16 protein-coding genes and 1 pseudogene are annotated in these 20,684 nt (G+C 58.9%); 6 read left to right on the forward strand and 11 right to left on the reverse strand.

Annotated features, from left to right (window positions below; genetic code table 11):
* Window positions 1-134 precede the first annotated feature (134 nt).
* From HMPREF2980_RS01035 to HMPREF2980_RS01050, 4 genes are all read right to left on the reverse strand, one after another.
* Window positions 135-1,745 carry a M48 family metallopeptidase gene (locus tag HMPREF2980_RS01035; RefSeq protein WP_070689811.1) on the reverse strand — a complete coding sequence of 537 codons (1,611 nt, stop codon included), beginning with the start codon at window positions 1,743-1,745 and terminating at the stop codon, window positions 135-137.
* A 290-nt stretch (window positions 1,746-2,035) separates the two neighbouring features.
* Window positions 2,036-3,172 (reverse strand): acetate/propionate family kinase, encoded by a 1,137-nt coding sequence (locus HMPREF2980_RS01040; protein WP_005504300.1) that lies wholly within the window; start codon window positions 3,170-3,172, stop codon window positions 2,036-2,038.
* 665 nt (window positions 3,173-3,837) lie between these two features.
* Entirely contained in the window at window positions 3,838-5,118 is a 1,281-nt protein-coding gene (locus HMPREF2980_RS01045; RefSeq protein WP_070689813.1) for a Fic family protein, read from the reverse strand.
* Between the two features lie 186 nt (window positions 5,119-5,304).
* Window positions 5,305-6,048 carry a carbonic anhydrase gene (locus HMPREF2980_RS01050; protein WP_070507363.1) on the reverse strand — a complete coding sequence of 248 codons (744 nt, stop codon included), beginning with the start codon at window positions 6,046-6,048 and terminating at the stop codon, window positions 5,305-5,307.
* 423 nt (window positions 6,049-6,471) lie between these two features.
* On the opposite strand from HMPREF2980_RS01050, the gene HMPREF2980_RS09575 reads away from it, so the two are divergent.
* Window positions 6,472-7,293, forward strand: coding sequence for a DUF8175 domain-containg protein (locus HMPREF2980_RS09575; RefSeq protein WP_246823620.1), 822 nt, complete (start codon window positions 6,472-6,474; stop codon window positions 7,291-7,293).
* A gap of 109 nt (window positions 7,294-7,402) precedes the next feature.
* On the opposite strand, the gene HMPREF2980_RS01060 is transcribed toward HMPREF2980_RS09575, so the two are convergent.
* The 4 genes from HMPREF2980_RS01060 to HMPREF2980_RS01075 all read right to left on the reverse strand — a co-directional run bounded on the left by HMPREF2980_RS01060 (window position 7,403) and on the right by HMPREF2980_RS01075 (window position 12,028).
* Entirely contained in the window at window positions 7,403-8,491 is a 1,089-nt protein-coding gene (locus tag HMPREF2980_RS01060; protein ID WP_070689818.1) for a diacylglycerol/lipid kinase family protein, read from the reverse strand.
* A 100-nt stretch (window positions 8,492-8,591) separates the two neighbouring features.
* Entirely contained in the window at window positions 8,592-9,899 is a 1,308-nt protein-coding gene (gene serS, locus HMPREF2980_RS01065) for a serine--tRNA ligase (protein ID WP_070689819.1), read from the reverse strand.
* A gap of 115 nt (window positions 9,900-10,014) precedes the next feature.
* Window positions 10,015-10,962, reverse strand: coding sequence for a prephenate dehydratase (pheA, locus tag HMPREF2980_RS01070; RefSeq protein WP_070689821.1), 948 nt, complete (start codon window positions 10,960-10,962; stop codon window positions 10,015-10,017).
* Between the two features lie 169 nt (window positions 10,963-11,131).
* Window positions 11,132-12,028, reverse strand: coding sequence for a spermidine synthase (locus HMPREF2980_RS01075; RefSeq protein WP_053090236.1), 897 nt, complete (start codon window positions 12,026-12,028; stop codon window positions 11,132-11,134).
* A gap of 92 nt (window positions 12,029-12,120) precedes the next feature.
* Here HMPREF2980_RS01075 and HMPREF2980_RS01080 point away from each other — a divergent pair, with 92 nt between their 5' ends.
* Together HMPREF2980_RS01080 and pta are read left to right on the forward strand one after the other, a co-directional pair.
* Window positions 12,121-12,744 carry a GNAT family N-acetyltransferase gene (locus HMPREF2980_RS01080; protein ID WP_070689823.1) on the forward strand — a complete coding sequence of 208 codons (624 nt, stop codon included), beginning with the start codon at window positions 12,121-12,123 and terminating at the stop codon, window positions 12,742-12,744.
* Between the two features lie 193 nt (window positions 12,745-12,937).
* On the forward strand, window positions 12,938-15,028 hold the full coding sequence (gene pta, locus HMPREF2980_RS01085; protein WP_070689825.1) for a phosphate acetyltransferase: 2,091 nt from the start codon (window positions 12,938-12,940) through the stop codon (window positions 15,026-15,028).
* Window positions 15,029-15,244: 216 nt separating this feature from the next.
* On the opposite strand, the gene HMPREF2980_RS01090 is transcribed toward pta, so the two are convergent.
* A complete protein-coding gene (locus HMPREF2980_RS01090; protein ID WP_070633618.1) occupies window positions 15,245-15,433 on the reverse strand; it encodes a hypothetical protein in 189 nt (62 codons plus the stop codon).
* 501 nt (window positions 15,434-15,934) lie between these two features.
* On the opposite strand from HMPREF2980_RS01090, the gene HMPREF2980_RS01095 reads away from it, so the two are divergent.
* A complete protein-coding gene (locus tag HMPREF2980_RS01095; RefSeq protein WP_246823621.1) occupies window positions 15,935-16,924 on the forward strand; it encodes an HNH endonuclease in 990 nt (329 codons plus the stop codon).
* Window positions 16,925-17,006: 82 nt separating this feature from the next.
* Here HMPREF2980_RS01095 and HMPREF2980_RS01100 read toward each other — a convergent pair whose 3' ends face one another.
* Together HMPREF2980_RS01100 and HMPREF2980_RS01105 are read right to left on the reverse strand one after the other, a co-directional pair.
* Complete coding sequence (locus HMPREF2980_RS01100; protein WP_210399282.1) at window positions 17,007-18,236, reverse strand: DNA cytosine methyltransferase; 1,230 nt, start codon at window positions 18,234-18,236, stop codon at window positions 17,007-17,009.
* A 106-nt stretch (window positions 18,237-18,342) separates the two neighbouring features.
* Window positions 18,343-19,266 (reverse strand): HaeIII family restriction endonuclease, encoded by a 924-nt coding sequence (locus HMPREF2980_RS01105; protein ID WP_070689830.1) that lies wholly within the window; start codon window positions 19,264-19,266, stop codon window positions 18,343-18,345.
* Window positions 19,267-19,387: 121 nt separating this feature from the next.
* Here HMPREF2980_RS01105 and HMPREF2980_RS01110 point away from each other — a divergent pair.
* A pseudogene (locus HMPREF2980_RS01110) lies at window positions 19,388-19,912 on the forward strand (DUF3427 domain-containing protein); the annotation flags it as partial.
* 429 nt (window positions 19,913-20,341) lie between these two features.
* Window positions 20,342-20,684, forward strand: a 343-nt coding sequence (locus tag HMPREF2980_RS01115) for a DUF6318 family protein (RefSeq protein WP_246823623.1), incomplete at its 3' end; no start/stop codon positions are given.

Genomic DNA, 20,684 nt, shown 5'->3' on the forward strand with positions numbered 1-20,684 from the left:
CACACGGGATGCTCAGGAGTGCGCAGGAGGCGGTTAACAGCCGAACCCGCCGGAGTGCCTTAGCACCCCGACGGGTTCGTGAAAGGTTATTGAGCTGTGCGGCTCAGATGAGGCGGTCAGAGGAGGCTCAGCGGCTACTTCTTGTCGCCGTCGAAGCCGTAACCGTACGAGCCGCCCTCAGAGGAGTTGTTGCCGTACTGGCCGTAACCATACTGCTCGGGCTGGCCATTAGGCTGACCGGCAGAGGGCTGCTCAGGTGCGGGCTGGCCTGCACCATTCTGGCCTGCACCGTTCTGGCCAGCGGCAGGCTGACCGAAGCCGGGCTGCTGACCGTAAGACGGCTGACCCGGTGCGGGCGCCTGCGGGCCACCGGGAGCACCCGGTGCCGGCATGCCACCGGCGGCTGCGTACGCATCCCAACGCTGGCCGTGGAAGGCACGAGCCTGCTCGGTGAGCCAGCCAGCAAACAGGGTCGAGTTCGCGTCGAACTCGGGGGCGTTCTCGGGCTTGGGGTACACGTCCACGGTCTCCAGGGTGTGGTCAGCCCACGCGTCCTGGTGCTCACGCATGAACTCGGTGGACTGAATCGGGTCAGGCCACATGTGTACCGGCTCAGACGCCGGAATCAGAACCGGAACGCGCGGTGCGGTCTCCTTGACCGGGTTCTCCGTCGGACGCCAGAACAGGCGGCCGGGCTGGGTGCGGTCACGCAGCGCGTGCGCACGCCAGGTGAGAATGGGGTGGCTTGCCAGCAGGTTCACGTACCAGACGGCAAGGCCGCGGTCGGTCACCGCACGGTCGGCAAGCTCATCGAAGTTGACCTGCTTGTTCAGGTACTTACCCGCCGCAAGCACCTTGACAGCACCCTCAGCGCCCTCGGGGCAGAAGCGGTAGCCGAAGTTGTCGGCGGTGTACTCCTGCGAGCGGGACAGCGCACTCGACAGCACCGGAATCTGGTTGAACAGCGTAGTGAAAATCAGACGGAAATAGCCGACGTGACCTGCGGCGATGTGGCCAACCTCGTGGCCAATAATGAAGCGCAGCGCCTGCGGGTCACGGGACTTACCACCGATTTCGAACAGGTCGGAGTACAGGCAGATGTAGCGGCGGAAACCGTGACCTGCCGCGAAAGCGTTCATGGTGCCGTTACCGAGGATGACGTACGCATCCGGCACACGGCGCAGGCCCGCAGCCTCAGCTGCTTCGGCGAGCATCTGGTACGCCTCGGGGAACTGGGTCGGGGTGATGCGCACACCGTGAACACGCTGCTGTGCGTAGTAAACCGCACGAACGATGAAGACGGCAATCGGACCCAGGATGAGCAGACCAACCGTCTGGAAAATCAGGTCTTCCAGGCTCGCGGAGGTGCTACCGGAAGAAGGTACTCGAACCGAACCTTCACCGGTTGAGCTGAAGACGTAACGCATCATCGAGCTGAACAGGTCGGCAAGCGCCATGAACAGCACAATGTAGCCGACCGCGGTGACCGCGTAGGCGGCGACCAGCCACGGAATTTCGGAGGGGTGACGCAGCGCGTGCAGCACCTTCGGCGGCAGCATCGACTGGTAGGCGAAGAGCTTCGGCTGGGGCAGGGGGCTGACCGGCTTCTGGCGCTCGTCTTCAGGGAGCCAGCCGGCGGAGAGGTCCTGCGGGAGGGGCTCACCGGGGGTGTGGAATGCCTGCTGGCCGGGCTGGGCGTTGAACTGCCCGCCGGGCTGCTGGTGGTTTTCAGGGGGTTGAGTCATGTCTCGTCCGCTTCGTATCGAGTGTTATCTGATTCCACTCTATCGTTTTTGGGCACTTACTAGTGAATGTGAATGCGCTTTTTCTCATAGAATGCCCATTCGCGACGCTACAGCACGCCACAGCGCCGGAATACACAGCGCCGGGGCGCACAGTGCAGAGACTCCGGGACACACAGTGCAGGGGGCGCACCGCCTTGCGGGCATAAGAAATCCGCCGCAGCACCCATATGACGGGACGCTACGGCGGATTACTTTACGCTGAGCCGCCTATACGGCGGGGTGCGTGGGGCTTAGAGGCTCTTGACGAGTTCCTCGGTAGCCTCAGCGATAGCCTTCTCCTCGTTGGTGGGGATGACCAGCACCTTGATAGCGGAATCCTCGGTGGAAATCACGCGCGGCTCGGGGGAACGCTTAGCGTTCTCTTCCTCGTTGTACTTGATGCCCAGTGCGCCGAGGCGGTCCAGGACCAGCTTGCGGAAGTCGCCGGAGTTCTCACCGATACCAGCGGTGAAGATCAGTGCCTGCGCGCCGCCAACAACCAGGTTGTAGCCGCCAATGTACTTCATCAGGCGGTAGGAGGTCATGTCCAGTGCGAGCTGTGCACGCTCGTCGCCGGACTGTGCAGCCTCAACGACCTTACGCATGTCGTTGGAGCCAGCCAGTGCGAGCAGGCCGGACTCCTTGTTCAGGATGGTGTCCAGGCGTTCACCGTCGATGCCCTCACGGGACAGGATGGTGGTCAGTGCCGAGGGGTCGATGTCGCCGGAGCGGGTACCCATGATCAGACCAGCCAGCGGGGTGTAGCCCATGGAGGTGTCGACGGACTTGCCGCCCTTCACAGCGGTCACGGACGCACCGTTACCGAGGTGAGCAACGATGCCGTTGAACTCGTCGCGTGCAATGCCGAGCATGTCAGCTGCAACGTGGGAGACGTACTCGTGGCTGGTGCCGTGGAAGCCGTAGCGGCGGATGCTGTACTTGTCAGCCAGGTCGTAGGGGATTGCGTAGCGCCATGCTTCTTCGGGCATGGTGGAGTGGAACGCGGTGTCGAAGATAGCAACCTGCGGCAGGGAGGGCCACTTGTGCATTGCTGCGCGCATGCCCTGAACGTGTGCGGGGTTGTGCAGCGGTGCCAGCGGGGAGAGGTCGTCGATCTGCTGGACAACTTCCTCGGTGAGCAGGGTGGGGTGGGTGAACTTCTCTGCACCCTGCACCACGCGGTGGCCGACTGCCTGCAGCTCGCGGCCGTGCAGGACGGGCTCGAGCTTCTCAGACATGATGTCGAATGCGACTTCGTGGTTGGGGACGTCGGTGCCGATGTTTTCGACGAGGCCGGAGGTCAGCATCTGCTCTGCCTCGGGCAGGGAGGTGTCACGCACCTGGTACTTCAGGGAGGAAGAACCGGCGTTCACAACGAGAATAAGCATGAAAGTATCTTCTTTCGTAGTTTTCTTTTCTGCTCCATTCTCGCACTTTTCGAGCCTGCGTGCGAGACGGCCCCGGCTGTGTTTTTAACGGGGGTTTTGTCGCGGGCGGTATCAGGGCATTGTCGGGGACAGGAGGCGCGGGTTAGGTGGGTACTTTTCTTTTCGGTCGCAGTGACCGGCTGAAAGGCTGGCGGGTTTTAGGAATGACCTAATCACTGGTCGTGTTTTCAGAGCTTAGGTATAGTTGGAACCAGCAAGGTAAACCAAGAACTCTGAGGCAACTGCTACTTCGTGGCAGGGAAGTATACTGGGTGAGCCGTAGCGGGGTGTACTGGTGGATTCTGGTCGAAGCTCGGACCTTGCGCATAAGGCACCCGTTCAGGGTGCCTTATTTGTGCGCCGAACCTGACCCCGACCGTGCGTGACTGAAACAGTTGCGGGGATAGGTATAACCTCCGTATAGTGGGGGTTGTCAGGATAAAACGACGGATTACCGCCTACGGGCCCAGGGATGAAGGCTCTAAGGGGTAAGCTGGAGGACTCCGGCCGAACTTAGCGCTCCTGACACATAAGGCACCCTCAACGGGTGCCTTTTCTGTTTAACTACAGCTCAGGGGAGGGGACATGTTCCGGTGCGGCCCCTCCCCTGTTTCTACGTTTGCGGGCTATTCTTCGTCGTCATCAACGGCGGGCAAGCCCAGCAGGGCGGTTCCCTCCTCGGTGAGGGACCAGCGCATCGTGCGGCCAGCCTTCACACCCTCAACAAAGCCAAGCCCCTGCAGCAGTTTGAGCCTATTGCGCAGAGTCGGCGCCGTAACACCCAGCGCCTCCTGCAACTCGGTCGAGGTAGGCGCAACCGGCGCACGGAAAATCTGCACCTGCCCCAGCAGGTACAGCAGCCGCAGAACATCATCAAGCTTCTTCGAAGTCAGCCCGGGGGTGCCACCCGTCCAGGTGCGGCTGCCCTCCAGCTCAGCGATACGCCTGCCAAGGGCACGCCACGCACGGTCGCGTGAGTCCAGTTCGTCTACCAGGTGCTCCTGAGCCTGCTCAATCAGCCCCAGAAAAACGTGCAGAAAACCGGTTACCTCACCGTAGTTGAGGGGTTCTTCCGCCGCGCTAAACGCCTTGTAGTAGCGGCTCTTCTGAATGTTGAGCGTGCTCGGCAGGGTGAGGGTCGTCAGCCGAGTGAGCGTCTGCCCCAGGTGGGACACCAGCAGGTACCTGCCCAGGCGGCCGTTGCCGTCGTAGAAAGGGTGTGTGTATTCCACCATGAAATGCGCGGCGATTGCGGAGAATAGCGCCGGCACGTTCGGGTCGAGGGCGTGGTCAAGCGCCGCCTGCACGTTGGCGGTGATGGTTGCTTCGCTGTCGGGGGCGCGGTGAATTTCGCGGGTGTTGTCGTGAATAACCACGGGCTTAGTGCGGAATAGCGCCCCGTCCGGGCGGTCTTCTTCGGCGAGGTGCCCTTCGAGGAGCGTGTCGTAGAGGCTGCGCACCTGCTCAACTGTGGCGGGTGGATTGCCAGCCCCCAGGTCTTTGAGGAGGGTCACAAATTCGACGGCGCGCTTGGCGCGGGGGTCTTCGCTGTCGCCGGAGGTGAGCGCCTCAGAGATGAGCTGGCGTGTGGTGTGCACGCCCTCAATGCGGTCGGACGCCACGATGCTGCGTACTGTCAGGTCGAGTAGGTAGCTTTGCATGGCGATGCTGGGCAGTTGGGAGCTCAGCTGTTCGATACGCCGTTCACGGCGCATGATGCGTTCGAAGGATGCGAGCGCGGTGCGGTCTGCCAGGTAGAACAGGGGGTGCTTCCCTACCGTGAATTCGTTGAGGAGGTAGGTGGAGTGGCCGTTGCGGCGTGCTTGTAGTTCGGTTTGTGCGGCGGCTTTGCCGCGTTCGTGGAAGATGCTTTTGAGGGTGCGGTACCTTGTGCTGCTGGTGCTCACGTGTGCCCTCCTTGATGGTGTAAAAAATCGCGGTTTTTTTCATTATCCTCCCAATTTTCAGGAAATAGTGAAAAAATCCGCGATTTCTTTCATAATCCAGGTCACAAATAGGTAGTTAGGGTGCCGGCAGGCTCCCGACTCAGACCCCTGCAGGGGCGCATCCTAGTGGGAAGCCGCACCCACCGCTTATTTGTTCTGTTCCTTCATTTGTTCCTTCACAAAGCTGTTGAAGCCCTGCGGCTCAAGGATATGAGACGCCTTCCACTTGTCGGGCCGCTCCGCGGTACGGTGCAAACGCACATAGTAGGCGGGGCTGATGCTTCCTTCGACCTTCACGCAAACCGTGAGCCAGTAGGGGTTGTCACCGCCAGGAACTTTCAGGGTCGGATCATCAACCAGTTCAGCACTAGTGACGGTTCCCTTGAAAACATCAATACGAGAGTTAGGCCCGTAGTGGTTTTGCAGTTTGGGGTCAATCATGGGGTAGAGCTCTTCAGACCATTCCTTGTACGGCTTGCCGCTGGTGTATGCGGCGACAATTGCTTTCGCGGCTTCAAGAGCACGACCACGGTCTTCGTCAGTGATGCTATTGAGGGTGGGAACGCTGGAGGGTTGCTGGGGTCCACCACCGGTTCCCACCAGGGGTGAGGGGTCAAGGCTCACGGTCGGGGTCGCTGCCGCAGTGGTGGATGCCGCGGTGGTGCTTGCCTCTGCACTCGGGGAGGCGGTCACCTCGGTGACGGTGGGGGTGCGACCTGCGGTGGTGGTTGCGGGTGCGGGAGTAGTAGAGGTGGGGGTGGGGGTGCTGGTGGCGGTAGAGGTTCCGCCGGTGATGAGGGTTCCGCCCGGTGCGGAGCTATCGGTGCTAGCGGAGCAGCCGGTGGCGAGCAGGGCAAGTACAGCAGCGGCTGCGGTGATTTTGCGGGTCATGGAGAGGGGCTTTCTCTGATGAACGGTTCTATGTATCGGTGTGATGTGTCTAGGCGGGGCAGTGTAGCGTTGCGGCCGCCTGCGGTTGGTGTCTGCGTCGGGCGTTGACGCATAGTGGGTGCGTGGTTCGACATCGGATTATCGGTAGAAATTCGGTGTTTTTCGTGCAGTCCAGCTCATATCATGGTAGCTCAGTGCGAGCGCCTGCAGGATATCTGTAGGCATGATAGGGTATCTTTTGACACCGATAAATACGTGCCGCCGTGTTTTTGCGTCTTGCAGTCCTCGATGTTGTGTTCTGGCTCAGACGCTTTGCCTGCGGCACCGCATAGTTTCTCATCACTCATTCAATCTCTGCCCTCCTGCTGGGGGTGGGTTTGTCGCGCCCCGAAATTGTGGGGTCTACGTATTTTGGAGATTGTTATGGAGAACAAGGGCGGAGTAACTATCCCCCGCTGGGCTTTCGGACTGGCAGCAGCCGTCGTCGCCCTCCTCGTCGTACTGGTCATCGTGCTCATTCCGCGAGGAAAAGAATCTACTACTGCCGCAGGTTCTACCTCCTCAGCAGCCGAACCCCCTGCAACCGTCACGACCCCGTCAGCTTCTAGCACGGCATCCTTCACCTCCGAAGTGTCCGCTGTTCCCACGATAAACGTAACCGTCCAAGGGCGCGCTATCTGTAACGTAAAAATCCCGCAAGGAAAAGAACTTTCAGCGGACGTTCCGGTCGATTATCGCTGGTTAGAGACTAAGACGGGTATCCACTACCCTGCTTCTATCTCCTTGGGCCCGCATGAACGTCAGGGTCGTCTTGGTCAGTGTTTTGCGCATACCCCCGCAGGTGCAGCCTTCGCAGCAATGAACACCTTGGTCCTTCTTGGAAGCCACGAAGTATCCTCAGCAGAACGTAAGACCATGCTTTCTAACCGCCTTGTAAGTCAGGGTGACCCGTGGGCACCGGATAAGGAAGACGAACATGTTGAGGGTGGCGTAGCTGTCTACGGCTACAGCATCCAGGAATACACTGCAGACCGCGCAATTGTGAGAGTTTACATTATTGCGCAGAAGCCTGGAGGCTCACGCAACGTTGGTTGGGTTCCTATCCGTATGGTTTGGGAAGAGGGCGATTGGCGCCTTGATTCTGAAGAATCAGAAATGAAAGCTTCAATCGCAACTGAAGAACCTGCTCACTACGTTCCCATCGGCCTAGATCAATACGCAGCATGGGGTTTTAAGAAGAGCTAGTACAGATACTAGGTATCGCACCATACTATGCGCGGTGGGGGCGGGACAGATTTGATTCTATCCCGCCCCACCGCGTTTATACGTTTAAGACAGCTCTAGGCGCTACCCGCTAGAGCACGTCCGGGTGGACCGCCACCTCCACGGCGGCAGGCAGCACGCGCGCACTAATGCGGTACGCCGACGGTGCCGGGTCACCATCCACCTCAACCGGCTGCGCACCATCCGGGAACTCCAACACCACCTCAGACCCCACCAAGTGGCGAATCACCGGCAGCTCAACGCGCGGCGAACCCAAAATCGTGCGGCGCGTAACCTTAGCCATCAGCAACCCCCACTCCACCAGGTCACGCGGCGACGCCACAATCACCTCAAGATTACCGTCGTGCACATCCGTCATATCCGCCAGACGAATACCACCCTGCAGGCGGCCACAATTCGCGATCAGCACCGAACGCATCGGCAAAGTACGGAACGGCGCACCGTCCACGCTAATACGCACCGGATGCGACCTACCCAGCATATGCTTCATACCGGACTGCACGTACGCAACCCAACCGAACTTCGCCTTAATATCCTCGTTCGTATCATTCATGACGAGCGCATCAAAGCCGGCACCACTCATCACAAAGAACGTGTGTTCGGTTTCTTCGCCGGGGGTGCTCGTCGTCGTCATCTCAATCGCATCAACACTCTGACCTGCACCGTTCAGCGCAATATTCACGCACGCCGCCACGTCACTCACCGGAATATACAGGTTACGCGCCAGCAGGTTACCGGTACCCATCGGCAGAATACCCAGGCGCGGCTTGCGCCCCTCATGATGCGCCAGCGCCGCCGCCACAGCACGCACCGTACCGTCACCACCGGCAGCAATCAGCAGGTCAACGCCCTCAGCGATCAGCTCGCGGGCAGCCTCAGAACCGGGCTCGTCCACACGGGTGGTGCGCACCAGCGGCTGCGGGTGGCCGTTCGCCGCGAGGGTACGTTCCAGAATCTCAATAGCCGCCGCAGCGCCGGGCTTACTCGGGTTGTACACCACGCCCACACGCTGCGCCTCACCGGTGGGTAGGGTCGGCAGAACGCCGAAGGGCGCGCCCAGTTCGATAGCGCGTCGGCGCGCTTCACGGCGGGCACGAGTGACGGAGGCGGTCAGAGCCGCCGCCGCAGAAACACCAAGGAGTTTACGGTAAAGAGGCATAACTCCTAGACTACCCGCCCACGCAAAAACCCGCCCACCGTTTACGCGGTGAGCGGGTTTTTCAGCTGGTTGTGAGATTACTCAGCGGGCGGGGTTTCCCTTACTCAGCGACAGCCGGGATGACCTCGGCACCACCCATGTAGGGGCGCAGTGCCTCGGGGATACGAACAGAACCGTCAGCCTGCTGGTGAGTCTCCAGGATGGCAACCACCCAGCGAGTCGTCGCCAGGGTGCCGTTCAGGGTCGCTACGGAGCGGGTGCGGCCCTTACGCACGTTGCCTGCCTCGTCCACGGTGTCCGGGGTGCGCTCGCGAATGTTCAGGCGGCGCGCCTGGTAGGTGGTGCAGTTCGAGGTGGAGGTCAGCTCGCGGTAGGTTCCCTGGGTGGGAACCCACGCCTCGCAGTCGAACTTGCGGGCTGCGGAGGTGCCCAGGTCACCTGCGGCGGTGTCAATCACGCGGTATGCGAGGCCGCAGCGCTGCAGCATTTCCTCTTCGAGGGACAGCAGCTTCTCGTGCATCTCTTCTGCCTGCTCGACGGGGCAGTAGACGAACATTTCAGCCTTGTTGAACTGGTGCACGCGAATGATGCCGCGGGTGTCCTTACCTGCGGAGCCAGCCTCGCGGCGGTAGCAGGAGGACCAGCCCAGGTACTTCTTCGCACCCTTCTCGAAGTCGAGAATTTCGTCGGTGTGGTAGCCGGCGAGCGCCACCTCGGAGGTGCCGACCAGGTACAGGTCGTCGCGTTCCAGGCGGTAGATTTCGTCGTCGTGCTTGACGTTGAAGCCGGTGCCGTTCATGATTTCGGGGCGTACCAGGGTGGGGGTGGTCATCATGGTGAAGCCGTGCTCGGTTGCGAGGTCGAGCGCCATCCACATGAGTGCCTGCTCCAGGCGGGCAACCTGGCCCTTGAGGAAGTAGAAGCGTGCGCCGGAGACCTTCGCGCCGCGTGCCATGTCGATGCCGTCGACGAGTTCGCCGATTTCGAGGTGGTCGCGCGGCTCGAAGCCGTCAGCGGAGAAGTCGCGGGGGGTGCCGACCTTCTTGACGACCACGTAGTCGTCTTCGCCACCGGTGGGTACGCCATCGATGATGAGGTTCTCGATGCTGCTGATCAGTTCCTCGTATTCGGCGGTCTTCGCCTCGGAGGCTGCCTTCGCATCGTTGACGCGGGCGGCCAGTTCCTTGGCCTGTGCAACGAGTGCGGGCTTTTCTTCCTTGGGTGCCTTGGCAACCTTCTTGCCAAAGGCGTTCTGCTCGGCGCGCAGGGTCTCGTATTCGCCGATGAGTGCGCGGCGTGCGGCGTCGGCTTCGAGGATGCGGTCGACGTGGGTTTCGTCCTTGCCGCGTGCTCGCTGGGAGGCGCGGAAGACGTCGGGGTTTTCGCGGAGGAGGTTAATATCAATCACTGTTTTATCCTACCTAATCTTGCGGTGGGTTGTGGGCGGGGTTTGCGCTGGTGGAGCGCGGGTAGGTGCGGGGGTGTCTAGCGGCGGCCGGCCTGTGGTGCCGCCGGTGGTGCCGTTAGTGGCGCTGCAGCTGTGCGGGGCGGCCGTTCGGGAAGAGCGACTCGACCCATTCGTGTGCGGCGTCGAAGGAGCCGTCGGAGTGGATGGCGTCGACTTCGGGGTTTTCGTGGTCGGCGCGCGGGGAGGAGCCGAGGAATTTCAACGTCGGGGAAACGCGGTGCAGGCCGCGCAGGGCGTCGCGCATGCGTGCCTCGTAGATGTGGCCGTCGGCGTCGATGCTGAACGAGTAGGAGCCCATGCCTTCGCCGGTGGGGCGCGATTCGATGCGGGAGAGGTTCACGCCGCGCACGGAGAACTGTTCGAGCAGTTCGAGCAGGGCGCCGGCGCGGTTAGCGGGCAGCGGCACGGTCAGGGTGGTCTTGTCGGAGCCGGTCGGTTCGGGGATGTCGGCGGTGCGGGAGAGCAGCACGAAGCGGGTTACGGCGTTCTTGTTGTCGCCGATGTTGTCCTGCAGTACGTGCAGTTCCGGGTGGTAGTTCAGCAGCGCCGGGGAGCAGATTGCCGCATCGTAGGTGCACCCCTCTTCGAGCAGGCCGACAGCCGCCGCGGCGGTGGAGGAGCCGGGCAGGTAGGCGGCGGCGGGTACGTTCTCCTGCGCCCAGCCGCGCACCTGCGCCCAGGCGTGCGAGTGGGTGGAGATGGTCTTGACGTCTTCAATGCTGATGGGCTTCGCGGCGACCAGCACGAAGCGGATCGGTACGAGCACCTCACGGATAATGCGTACACCCTCGCTGGCTGCGATAGCGTCCAGGGTGGCGCTCACACCGCCCTCCACGGAGTTTTCGATGGGCACCATGGCGGCGTCCGCCTCGCCCGCGTTCAGGCGTGCGAGCGCGTCGGGCACGCTGGTGGCGGGGATCCGTTCGGCGTCGGATGCGCCGGGGACGCTCAGCAGGGCGGATTCGGTGAAGGTGCCGGAGGGGCCAAGGTAGGTGTATCGCATGCCACTATAGTAGCGTCTGCTGTGGAGGGGCCGCCGAATTTGGCGATAGGTTAGTGACTTTGGCGGTAGTTAAAAGCCCCCACCAAAGTCACTAACCTATGGTCGAAAAACTTAAGTCATTACCGAAAACCTGAGCCGCCCCCGAAAACCTATACAGCAGCTGAAACCGCTACCTCACGAACTGGCGCACCCGCGCGGTGTCCCAGTACTGGGCGGGCACGCCTCCACCCATGAGCTCACGGGCAATAGCAGCAGCCTGCACGGAACCAGCCTCCGGCAGGGGCGCGTGAGAGCCGGCAATAATGACGTTGCCGCGGCGGCGGCCCTTCAACATTGCCGAATCCGCCACAATGCACACGTACTCGAACACCTCAAGCAGGGCGGACGCCTCCGCGCGGGCACCGGTCAGCGCAGGCCCGTCACCGCAGTTCAGGATGTACAGGCCACCGGGTGCCAGCGACTCGGCGACGGTGCGGGTGAACTCGACGGTGGTAAGCGCCTCGGGCGTGGTGTCCCCGGCGAATACGTCACGGATCAGCACGTCGCGGGATGCGGGCGCGAAGGTTGCGGTGACGGCACCCGCCTCACCCACGCGAATCTTCACGCGCGGCGCCTTGGGGATGTCGAACCAGGCGCGCACATACTCGGCGAGCTTGGCATCCAGCTCAACAACGGTGTTGCGGCTGGTCGGGTACAGGTCAGCGAAATAGCGCGCCATGGAGCACGCGCCGCCGCCCAGGTGGGTGATGCGCAGCTTCGCGGCGTCCAGGTGCTCCTCCACGTGGGAGGAGACGACCGCCGCGATCCAGCGCATGTACTCAAAATCCAGCTGGCGGGGCTCACCCACAATCACGTGGGAAGACTGCACACCATTAATGAGCAGCAGCCAGCCGTCAGCGTGATAGCCGTCAGGGACCAGCTCCGCCTCACCCGTAGAAATCGGGTACACGCCAGCGGCGGCACCCTGCACGGGGGTGCTCTCGGTATCGTCGATACGGTTCTTCTGCTGCTTCTGGGCTTTCTGCGCCTTTTGGGACTTCTTGGGTGCCCTGCTCTTTTTCGCCATACCCACTAGACTAGCCGACAGCCCTCACGCCCCTAGCGTACGCACCCGCAAGGAACCGCCTCCACAGCGGCTGGCTGAGTAGACTAGAACCCATGGGATTTGTATGTCAGGGCCGCTACGCGCTCGCACCAATTGAACCGACCGACGCCGAAAAATACGTCAACCTGCAGCTAGACTGCATGGAGCAAACCTACGACCCGCTCTACTTTGACACGCTCGGGGAAAGCTTCACCGCCCGCCACCGCGCCGAACGCAACGAATACCTCGAAGACTTCCACCGCCACCTCTCCTCCCCCACCGTGCGCGGCTTCTTCGCCTATGAGGTGCCCGGCTGGACCCCCGAAAGCGGGCTCTCCTGCTCCATCGGCGCACGCATCAACTGGGATAAGCCGGTCGGCCTGGCGCTCTCCCTGTGTGAGCCCTCCTCCTGGGAACTCGAACGCGCCGATACCCTCCCCGAACTGCCCGCAGGCACCCGCAAACTCACGCATCTGTACACCCTCGACCACACGCACGGCACCGGGCTCGGTCAGGCGCTCTACGACTCCGTCATCTACCCGGACGAAAACTCCTACCTGTGGGTCATGGCTGAAAACGAACGAGCGCTCTCCTTCTACGAGCGCCTCGGCTACCGTAACGAAGGCGTGTACTTCCAAGCACGCGGCATCTGGGGACCCGGACGCAGCGTACGATACACGCGCATCCTCAACCCCTAAACGACACACCACAACAGGGAAACAGCCCGCCCACATGACGCAGCGCACCGCACACCCTGTTAGGCACCACCCCCACAACGCCTTAAGATAGAAGATGACATATAAGCTCGACGCACCCGCGCACAGGAGCATATACACCCCTGCGCAACCGCGGGACCCAGCGCCGAACATCGCATAGAAGGACAGTAAAACAATGACCACTGGTCTTTACCTCTCCGCTATGTCCCAGAACTCGGGCAAGTCCCTCGTAGCCCTGGGCCTAGCAGACTCCCTCATCAAGCGCGCAGACCGCGTCGGCTTCTTCCGCCCCGTCTTCGACGGCGCAACCATCGCCGACGACCCCATGGCACGCCTCATCCGTGAGCACTTCGGCCTGACCGAAGAGCAGGTCGGCGGCGCAGTCTCCATGACCGACGCACTCGCACTCATCGCAGAAGGCGACACCGAAGAAATCTCCGCACGCGCGGTCTCCGCCTACGAAAAGGTCGCTGCAAACAGCGACGTCGTAATCGTTGACGGCGTCTACCTGCCCGCCAACGCGCTCTCAGTCGAATTCGACCTGAACGTCCAGATTGCACGCGACCTGGGCCTGCCCGTCGTCGCCATCGTCGGCGCACAGGAAGCAACCGTCGAAGAAGCAGTCACCGCAGTCGACGTGGCACGCACCGAACTGCTCGCCTCCAAGGCAGACCTGCTCGCAATCATCGTCGGCCGTGCAGAACCCGAACTGCGCGACGAAATCGAGAACTCCGTCAAGCGCGGCGACGCAAACCTGCCCGTCTACGTGCTGCCCGAAATCCCCGAACTGAACGCACCCACCGTCGGTGAAGTTGCCGAAGCCCTCAAGCTCGACACCGAAGGCATCAAGGCAGAAGACCTCAGCCGCGACATCCACGGCATCAAGGTCGCAGCAATGAACGTCTCCAACTTCCTCAACCAGTTCGTCGACGGCGACTTCGTCATCGTCCCCGGCGACCGTGCAGACATCGTCGCAGCAACCCTCGCATCCGCACTGGCACCGACCTTCCCCGCACCCTCCGGCGTGCTGCTCACCGGCGGCCTGGACGCACTGCCCGGCAAGAACACCGCAGTCGGCTCCCTCATCGACAACGCGCCGTTCCCCGTGCTGTCCACCACCAAGGACACCTTCAAGTCTGCACGCGCAGTCTCCCGCGTCCGCGGCACCCTCGAAAGCGGCCACCAGCGCAAGCTCGCAGCGGCAATGGGCGGTTGGGACGAGCACGTCAACAAGGACGAACTGCTGGCACGCCTCGAAATTGAGCGCCCCGCATCCATGACCCCGCTGCGCTTCCTGCACAACCTCATCGAGACCGCACGCGCAAACCGCCGCTCCGTGGTCCTGCCCGAGGGTTACGACGTGCGTATCCTGCGTGCATCCGAAATCATTGCACGCCGCGACTTCTGCGACCTGATCCTGCTCGGCAACCCCGCCAAGATCGCAGAGATCTGCCGGGCCGAAGGTATCGAACTGCCCAGCACCATTCGTATCATCGACATCGAAAACAACGAGTACACCGAGGACTTCGCAGCAACCTACGCTGAGCTGCGTGCACACAAGGGCGTCACCATTGAGGCTGCTCGCGAGCGCATGACCGACCCCTCGTACTTCGGCACCATGCTCGTCTACAAGGGCATCGCCGACGGCATGGTTTCCGGTGCAGTGAACACCACCGCGAACACCATCCGCCCCTCGCTCGAGTTCATCAAGACCCGCCCCGGCACCAAGATCGTCTCCTCCGTCTTCCTCATGCTGATGGAAGACCGCGTTCTGGTCTACGGCGACTGCGCAGTGAACCCGAACCCCAACGCAGAGCAGCTCGCCGACATCGCGAAGGCATCCGCAGAGACTGCACGCCAGTTCGGCGTCACCCCCAAGGTTGCTATGCTGTCCTACTCGACCGGCACCTCCGGCGCTGGCGCAGACGTGGACGTTGTGCGTGAGGCAACCGAGCTCGTGCGCGCCTCGAACCCCGACTTCGCGGTTGAGGGCCCGATCCAGTACGACGCTGCTTCGAACATGTCCATTGCGTCGACCAAGCTGCCCGGCAGCGAGGTCGCTGGTCAGGCTACCGTGTTCGTCTTCCCCGACCTGAACACCGGTAACAACACCTACAAGGCTGTTCAGCAGTCTTCGGGTGCTGCCGCTGTGGGCCCGGTTCTGCAGGGTCTGCGTAAGCCCGTGAACGACCTGTCGCGCGGTACCACCGTTGAGGACATCATCAACACCGTTGCGATCACCGCAATTCAGGCACAGAGCCTGTAAGGTGCACGCGGCGCTGTAGCGTGAAGGCTGCGGCATTCCGTTGATATAGAAATCTCCCGCACTGGGCGGGGCATGCCGTGAAGGTGTGCTCCACCCGGTGCGGGAGATTTTTTGTAATTACAGGGTTTCTTGTAGTGCCATTCCCCGGTTAGACCTTGCGGGTGCGGCGGAGGCGCACATAGTTAATCACGTCAAGAACAGCCATGCCCACGGCGGTCAGAACCGGGCCGAGGGCGGGCGGGGCTCGTAGCCTTCTCGTCGGGCGCGCAGAGCGGCACTCAGGGCGTTACCCAGGTACAGGACGAGAGCACCGACGACGACCGCGACGGTGAGGGCACCGTCGAGGAGCGTGCGTGGGGTCAGCGGTGCGGTGCCTGCCTCAGCGAAGAGATTGAGGATGCGCACCGCGGCGTAGGCGTAGCAGAAGATGACTGCCGCGCGGATGGTGAGGGGTAGGTTAGTTCAGAAGGTTTTCATGCGGCCCCTTTCGAGGTGGAGGGCGGGCTTCTGTCTGGGTGTTACCCCAAGGATACCTAAGAACGCCGGCCTGTGATGCGAATCAATAGCGTTTGGGCTGGTGTGTTCTGCGTGCGGGGCGGGGTGATTGCTGCGCCGAGTTTAATCGCCGAGAAGCCACATGTGTTTCGAAAAGCAACATGTTAAGTGGCTTCTCGAAACACATGTGGCTTTTCAAGGAGGGGTGTATGCAGGAGTCGCCGGAATTTTTGTAATTACAGGATTCCACCACCCCTACCCCGTGAGCCGGTGACCACCCAAGCAGCGGCAAACCGCCCGGGCTGCTAGGCTGCTGCTATGGACAACAACTCAACACCCTCACTGCCGGATCTCGTTCTCCCGTCCGTAGTGACGACCCTCAGCCTCCCCAGCAAGCATGCTTCAACTGACATGCGGCTCCCCCAGGCATGGCTCCTGCGCTCCGTTCCCGACGAAGAGAACCGCAGCGCCGCCAGCGGCAAAATCTACGATGACGCCCTGGAATTTCGTTACGTTTACGACTCGAGGGTGCCTAACGGACAAGACATCCGAGAGGGTGACTTCGTGCTGATTCGAGATAATTCGATTCTTCTTGGGAGCGCAGTTGTCCGCAAGATTGAGGTCACGGATGAGAATAAAATCCTGACTGTCTGCCCCCGATGCGGTAACAGCCGTATGATACTCAGGTCTGACGGAATGTGGCGATGCGACGGACGCTGCCTGCGTCCCGATGGTCTGAAACCCCTTCAACGGCTACACAAGAATCCACCCCAAGAAATAAAGAGGGTTCAGCGGTTCGTCGCCTACTACGGCGATACCTGGACTGAACTCATCGGTGCGTTGAACAAAGATTCTTTTGAAGGGCTTTGTGCACCGGGCAAATATAACCGGCAGAACAGCATTGTTGCCCTCGATACGGCTAAAGTCCTTGACTGGCTTGAAAGCCTGAATACTTCGGGCATTCACCTGCTTCCTCTGGGGGATGCTCACGGGGCACCCGTGAATCCTCGTGGCGGTTTTACGATGCGCACGGTCAGGGCTCGCAAAGGTCAGCCGCAGTTCCGCCAGCAGCTGTTGAACCGCTTCGGAAACATGTGTGCGTTTACGGGTGCTTGCCATACGGCGGCACTGGATGCGGCGCACCTGTACAGCTATGCACGCGAGGGTGAGCATCGCGTGGATGAGGGTCTGCTTCTACGCAAGGATCTGCATAGGCTTTTCGACAGCGAGCTGGTGGGTGTGAGTTCTTCGCGGACTCTTCTTCTGCACCCCGGTTTGGGAAATACGCAGTATCAGTCGTTGGCGGGTGCCCGCCTGAAGGTTGAGTTGCCTAACCGAGCTCTGGAGCTTCTGGATGAGCACCGCTCGGGTCTGAGCTGGCTTGATGAGGCGCTGGTTTAGCCCTGCTCTGGCTTAGGCTGCCGGGCGTGCAAAAGGAGGTGCGGTAGCTTTCGGGCTACTGCACCTCCTTCATACAGTTTATTTAGCTGTACAACTCATTGTCGTACATAAATTGCAGGATCGGTCGTGATATCTTTTCTGCTAGAAAAACAGGAACTGCATTACCAATCTGCTTATACTGTTCATTTAGCTGGTTATTTATTGCTGTATTCTTATTACCCTTAGAAAAATAATACCAATCAGGAAATGTTTGAACCCGAGCACATTCTCGAACAGACATACGACGGTTTATGTCACCTTGGAATTTCCACTCATCTTTACCCAGTTTTTTCATTGGTTCACCACCGGGATACTGGGGGGCCTGACGACCAGAAGCCTGAATCGTAAATGATTGCTCTTCCCAATTCTTCTTTCGATTTCGAGACATATACATAGAGCTGTAGCTACTATCAAAGACATCTTCAGCATCTACGGGCAAGTCACCGATAGCTTCGCGTAGAGTCACATAAGGGAAATTCCTACCTGGACCATGCGTAGGCTCAGGGAGTTCGTATTTATAGCCATATTTTTCCACAATATCATTTCGAGTACCGATGATAAATACTCGCTCTCTAATTTGGGGAACACCGTAGTCTCGAGCGTTCACAAGATGAGCTACAACCTGATATCCTGCTGCCGAAAAATCCTCAGTAATCTGTTTAAGGACCTGTCCATTTGCCATGGTCATCAATCCCTTAACATTCTCAGCAATAAAGAATGCAGGCTTTGAATGGATCAAGGCTCGGATATAGTGGATGTATAAGAAATTTCGCGGGTCATCCAGGAGCCTCGGGCCCGCAACGCTGAACCCAGGGCAAGGGAAGCCGCCGAGCATCAAGTCACTTTCAGGAAAATGAACTACTTTACGAATGTCACGAGAGTCCTTAACTACAGATTTCCCAAAGTTCTCGACATAACTTTCATTAGCGGCGATAAATAGGTCATTTGAATAAATAAAATCAATATTATCTGCAGCTTCTTCGAACTTTTTCTTATCCTTAAGTAGTTCGTACGCTTGATCGGAACCATACTTGCAAGCAACGGCTGCCAATTTAACACCAAGGTCCAAACCCCCAGCGCCGCTGAACAATGAAGCAACTTTCACTGTATTTGCGCGTCCTGAAATTCTGGCAAGCATATCCTCCTCAAGCTTACGCGTTACAGGTGTGGAGTGCTTCTCGACTTCCGCTTCTTCCTCTTTGATCTTCATCTCAAGGACCTCTTGCACTTCATGAGGTGCATACGTCAAAGATGAACGAAACTGAGGCGACATGCTTCTTGGCATAATCTCGAACTCCCTAAATCTCTAGCCTCAGGCCAAACATTTGTATGGCCTGAGGCTAGTATAGCGCACTTATTAGGAAAAGGCCAGTCTCAGCTTATTGCTTTCCTTCAATAGTGATTCCTACTGGCTTTCCAATAATGCGCACATCAAACTTCATGCTTACTTCAACCTTTGAAGATGCATTATGGATTCTAAAACTCAATATCCAATCATTATCAAAAACCATAATAAGGGTATTCACTATCCCCGATTTATCTTTTTTGAGATTGAAATCAATTAATTTAGTTGGCATTTTAACACTGTCAGGCATTTCACCATCTAGCACATACCGCTCCATAATATATTTATTCTTCATTGAAATAAATTTATAGAAATCCTGGGCGCCAACAATATACTTTAGTAACTTAGATACAATTTCCTCACCATGCCTATTATATGCACGCATAATCTCACTTCGAAAAGCCTTTAGTAAGGGAATATAGATAGAATTTTCTTTATCAATTGAAGATTCATCCCATTTAATACCCTTGTTCTTTTTCAATAAATCAAAAATAGGACCAGTTTCCTTTTTGTACTCAGCAGAAACCGGGACTCCATACCATTTATCTCCAAAATCGATCCTTGGTGAAAGCCGTGGATGTCGCGCAGCGTCATTGTTTATTTTTAGCGATACCCCCACGACTTTCTCTCCAGATTTCCCAGAAGATTCAATAATAAGATCCCGCACATCTGCAGAATCTCGAGCTTTATCGTCACTTTGAAGATACAAATGATTTTTCGCACCATATTCAAGAATGTGCGCCTCACGACTCAAAATCAAATCTACACCGAATTGTGCCCTGTTTTTATAATCTTCTTGAATAGAGGGATCATGCTCATCGTAGAACTTTTTTGCTGTATGAGTTGCATTATTCTCTACGAGTTCAGCGTGACCACCAGCCGCAATTATTTTATTCATCATGACCTGCATGAAGGCATTTTCAAATGCCTTTCCATGAGAAGCAGATTTGCCAGACATACCTAGCTCCTTTGCATTGAGTACGAACATACAAAATCTTCTCACATGCTCTTCTTGTAAATCAAACATCTTTTTCGCATCTTCATAAGACGCGAGGCCTCTCTAGTGCCCAAAACTTCTCAGCGCCGGTACGGATACCACCTCCACCCTGCCGCTCTTTGAGGGCGAAGATATTCCCCTGCGCACTCACGCCCTCTACTCCCGCGAGGAACTATTCGCCGGACTGGGCGGCCAGGAGGAGAACTTCAAGGTACCCGGCGGCGTGGTCAACGGTGTTGTACCTTTCGACCCGACGAACACCACCGCACTACTGGTGACGTTGGAAAAGTCTGAGAAGCACTTCTCCCCGGCCACCATGTACAAGGACTACGCCATCAGCACTGACGAGTTCGCGTGGGATTCGCAGAGCGCGACAACCCCCGAAAGTCCGACGGGTCAGCTCTTCCAACACCACGAGGAGCGAGGTCGACGCATCGTGCTCTTCGCCCGCCAGCACAGGGAGAATGCGCTCGGTCCCGAACCTTACATGTGCCTGGGCACCGTGAAATACATTTCTCACGAGGGTTCCAAGCCGATGCATATTCGCTGGTCGTTGGACCGGCCGATGCCGGCGTCCATGTTCCAGATCGCGAAGATTGCCTCGTAGGTCGTAAATAACCGCAGCAGGCGGCCCCGGATGCATGTGTGCGTCCGGGGCCGTTTTTGTTTTACCGTGCCGTGCCGAAAAATTGTGCCATAGGTTAGTGTCTTTGGTCGTAGTTAAAAACCATGGCAGAAGACACTAAACCATGGCACAAATTCTGCAGAGACGGCGCCACCGCGGGTGCAGAGATATTTGATGCATAAAGCATTGAGAAGCTCGAATAATGACCAACCACCGTCATCATCCTCAAAAGAATGCAAACGACGGCAAACATGCGGTAGGGTGGTAACTGTAGTACTCAATAGCGCATTGATGCGATTGTTGGGCGAGCTACGGGGCTGTTTTCCTTCCGGTGGTCAGTTTGACCTGCGAAAAACGGTCCGACTAGTAACTAAACAACACACCATCACCGACGATAGGAGCGTATCTTCTATGGATTCGACCATTTTCAACCGCCGTACCTTGCTGGGCGGCGGCGCACTTGTGGGCCTGGGGGCCCTGCTTGCGGCATGTGGCCAGCAGGCAAATAACGAGGCGGCAGCCACCGCAACTGCCGCACCAAGCGAATCGGCATCTACTTCTGCTGCGGCATCTGAATCTGCATCAGCTTCAGCAACCCCCTCTACTGTCCGAGGCTACTCGGGCGGCTCGAAGGCGCCTGATGGCGAGTACCGCCCTGCGGACGGCAAGGGCCCTGCTCAGAACGTGCCGAAGCCTAACGCCCCTGAAGAGGGCTATCGTGAGAAGTCTATTGAAGGTATCCGTAAGACGATGG

This window comes from Rothia sp. HMSC076D04 (assembly GCF_001814645.1).
Lineage (GTDB): Bacteria > Actinomycetota > Actinomycetes > Actinomycetales > Micrococcaceae > Rothia > Rothia mucilaginosa.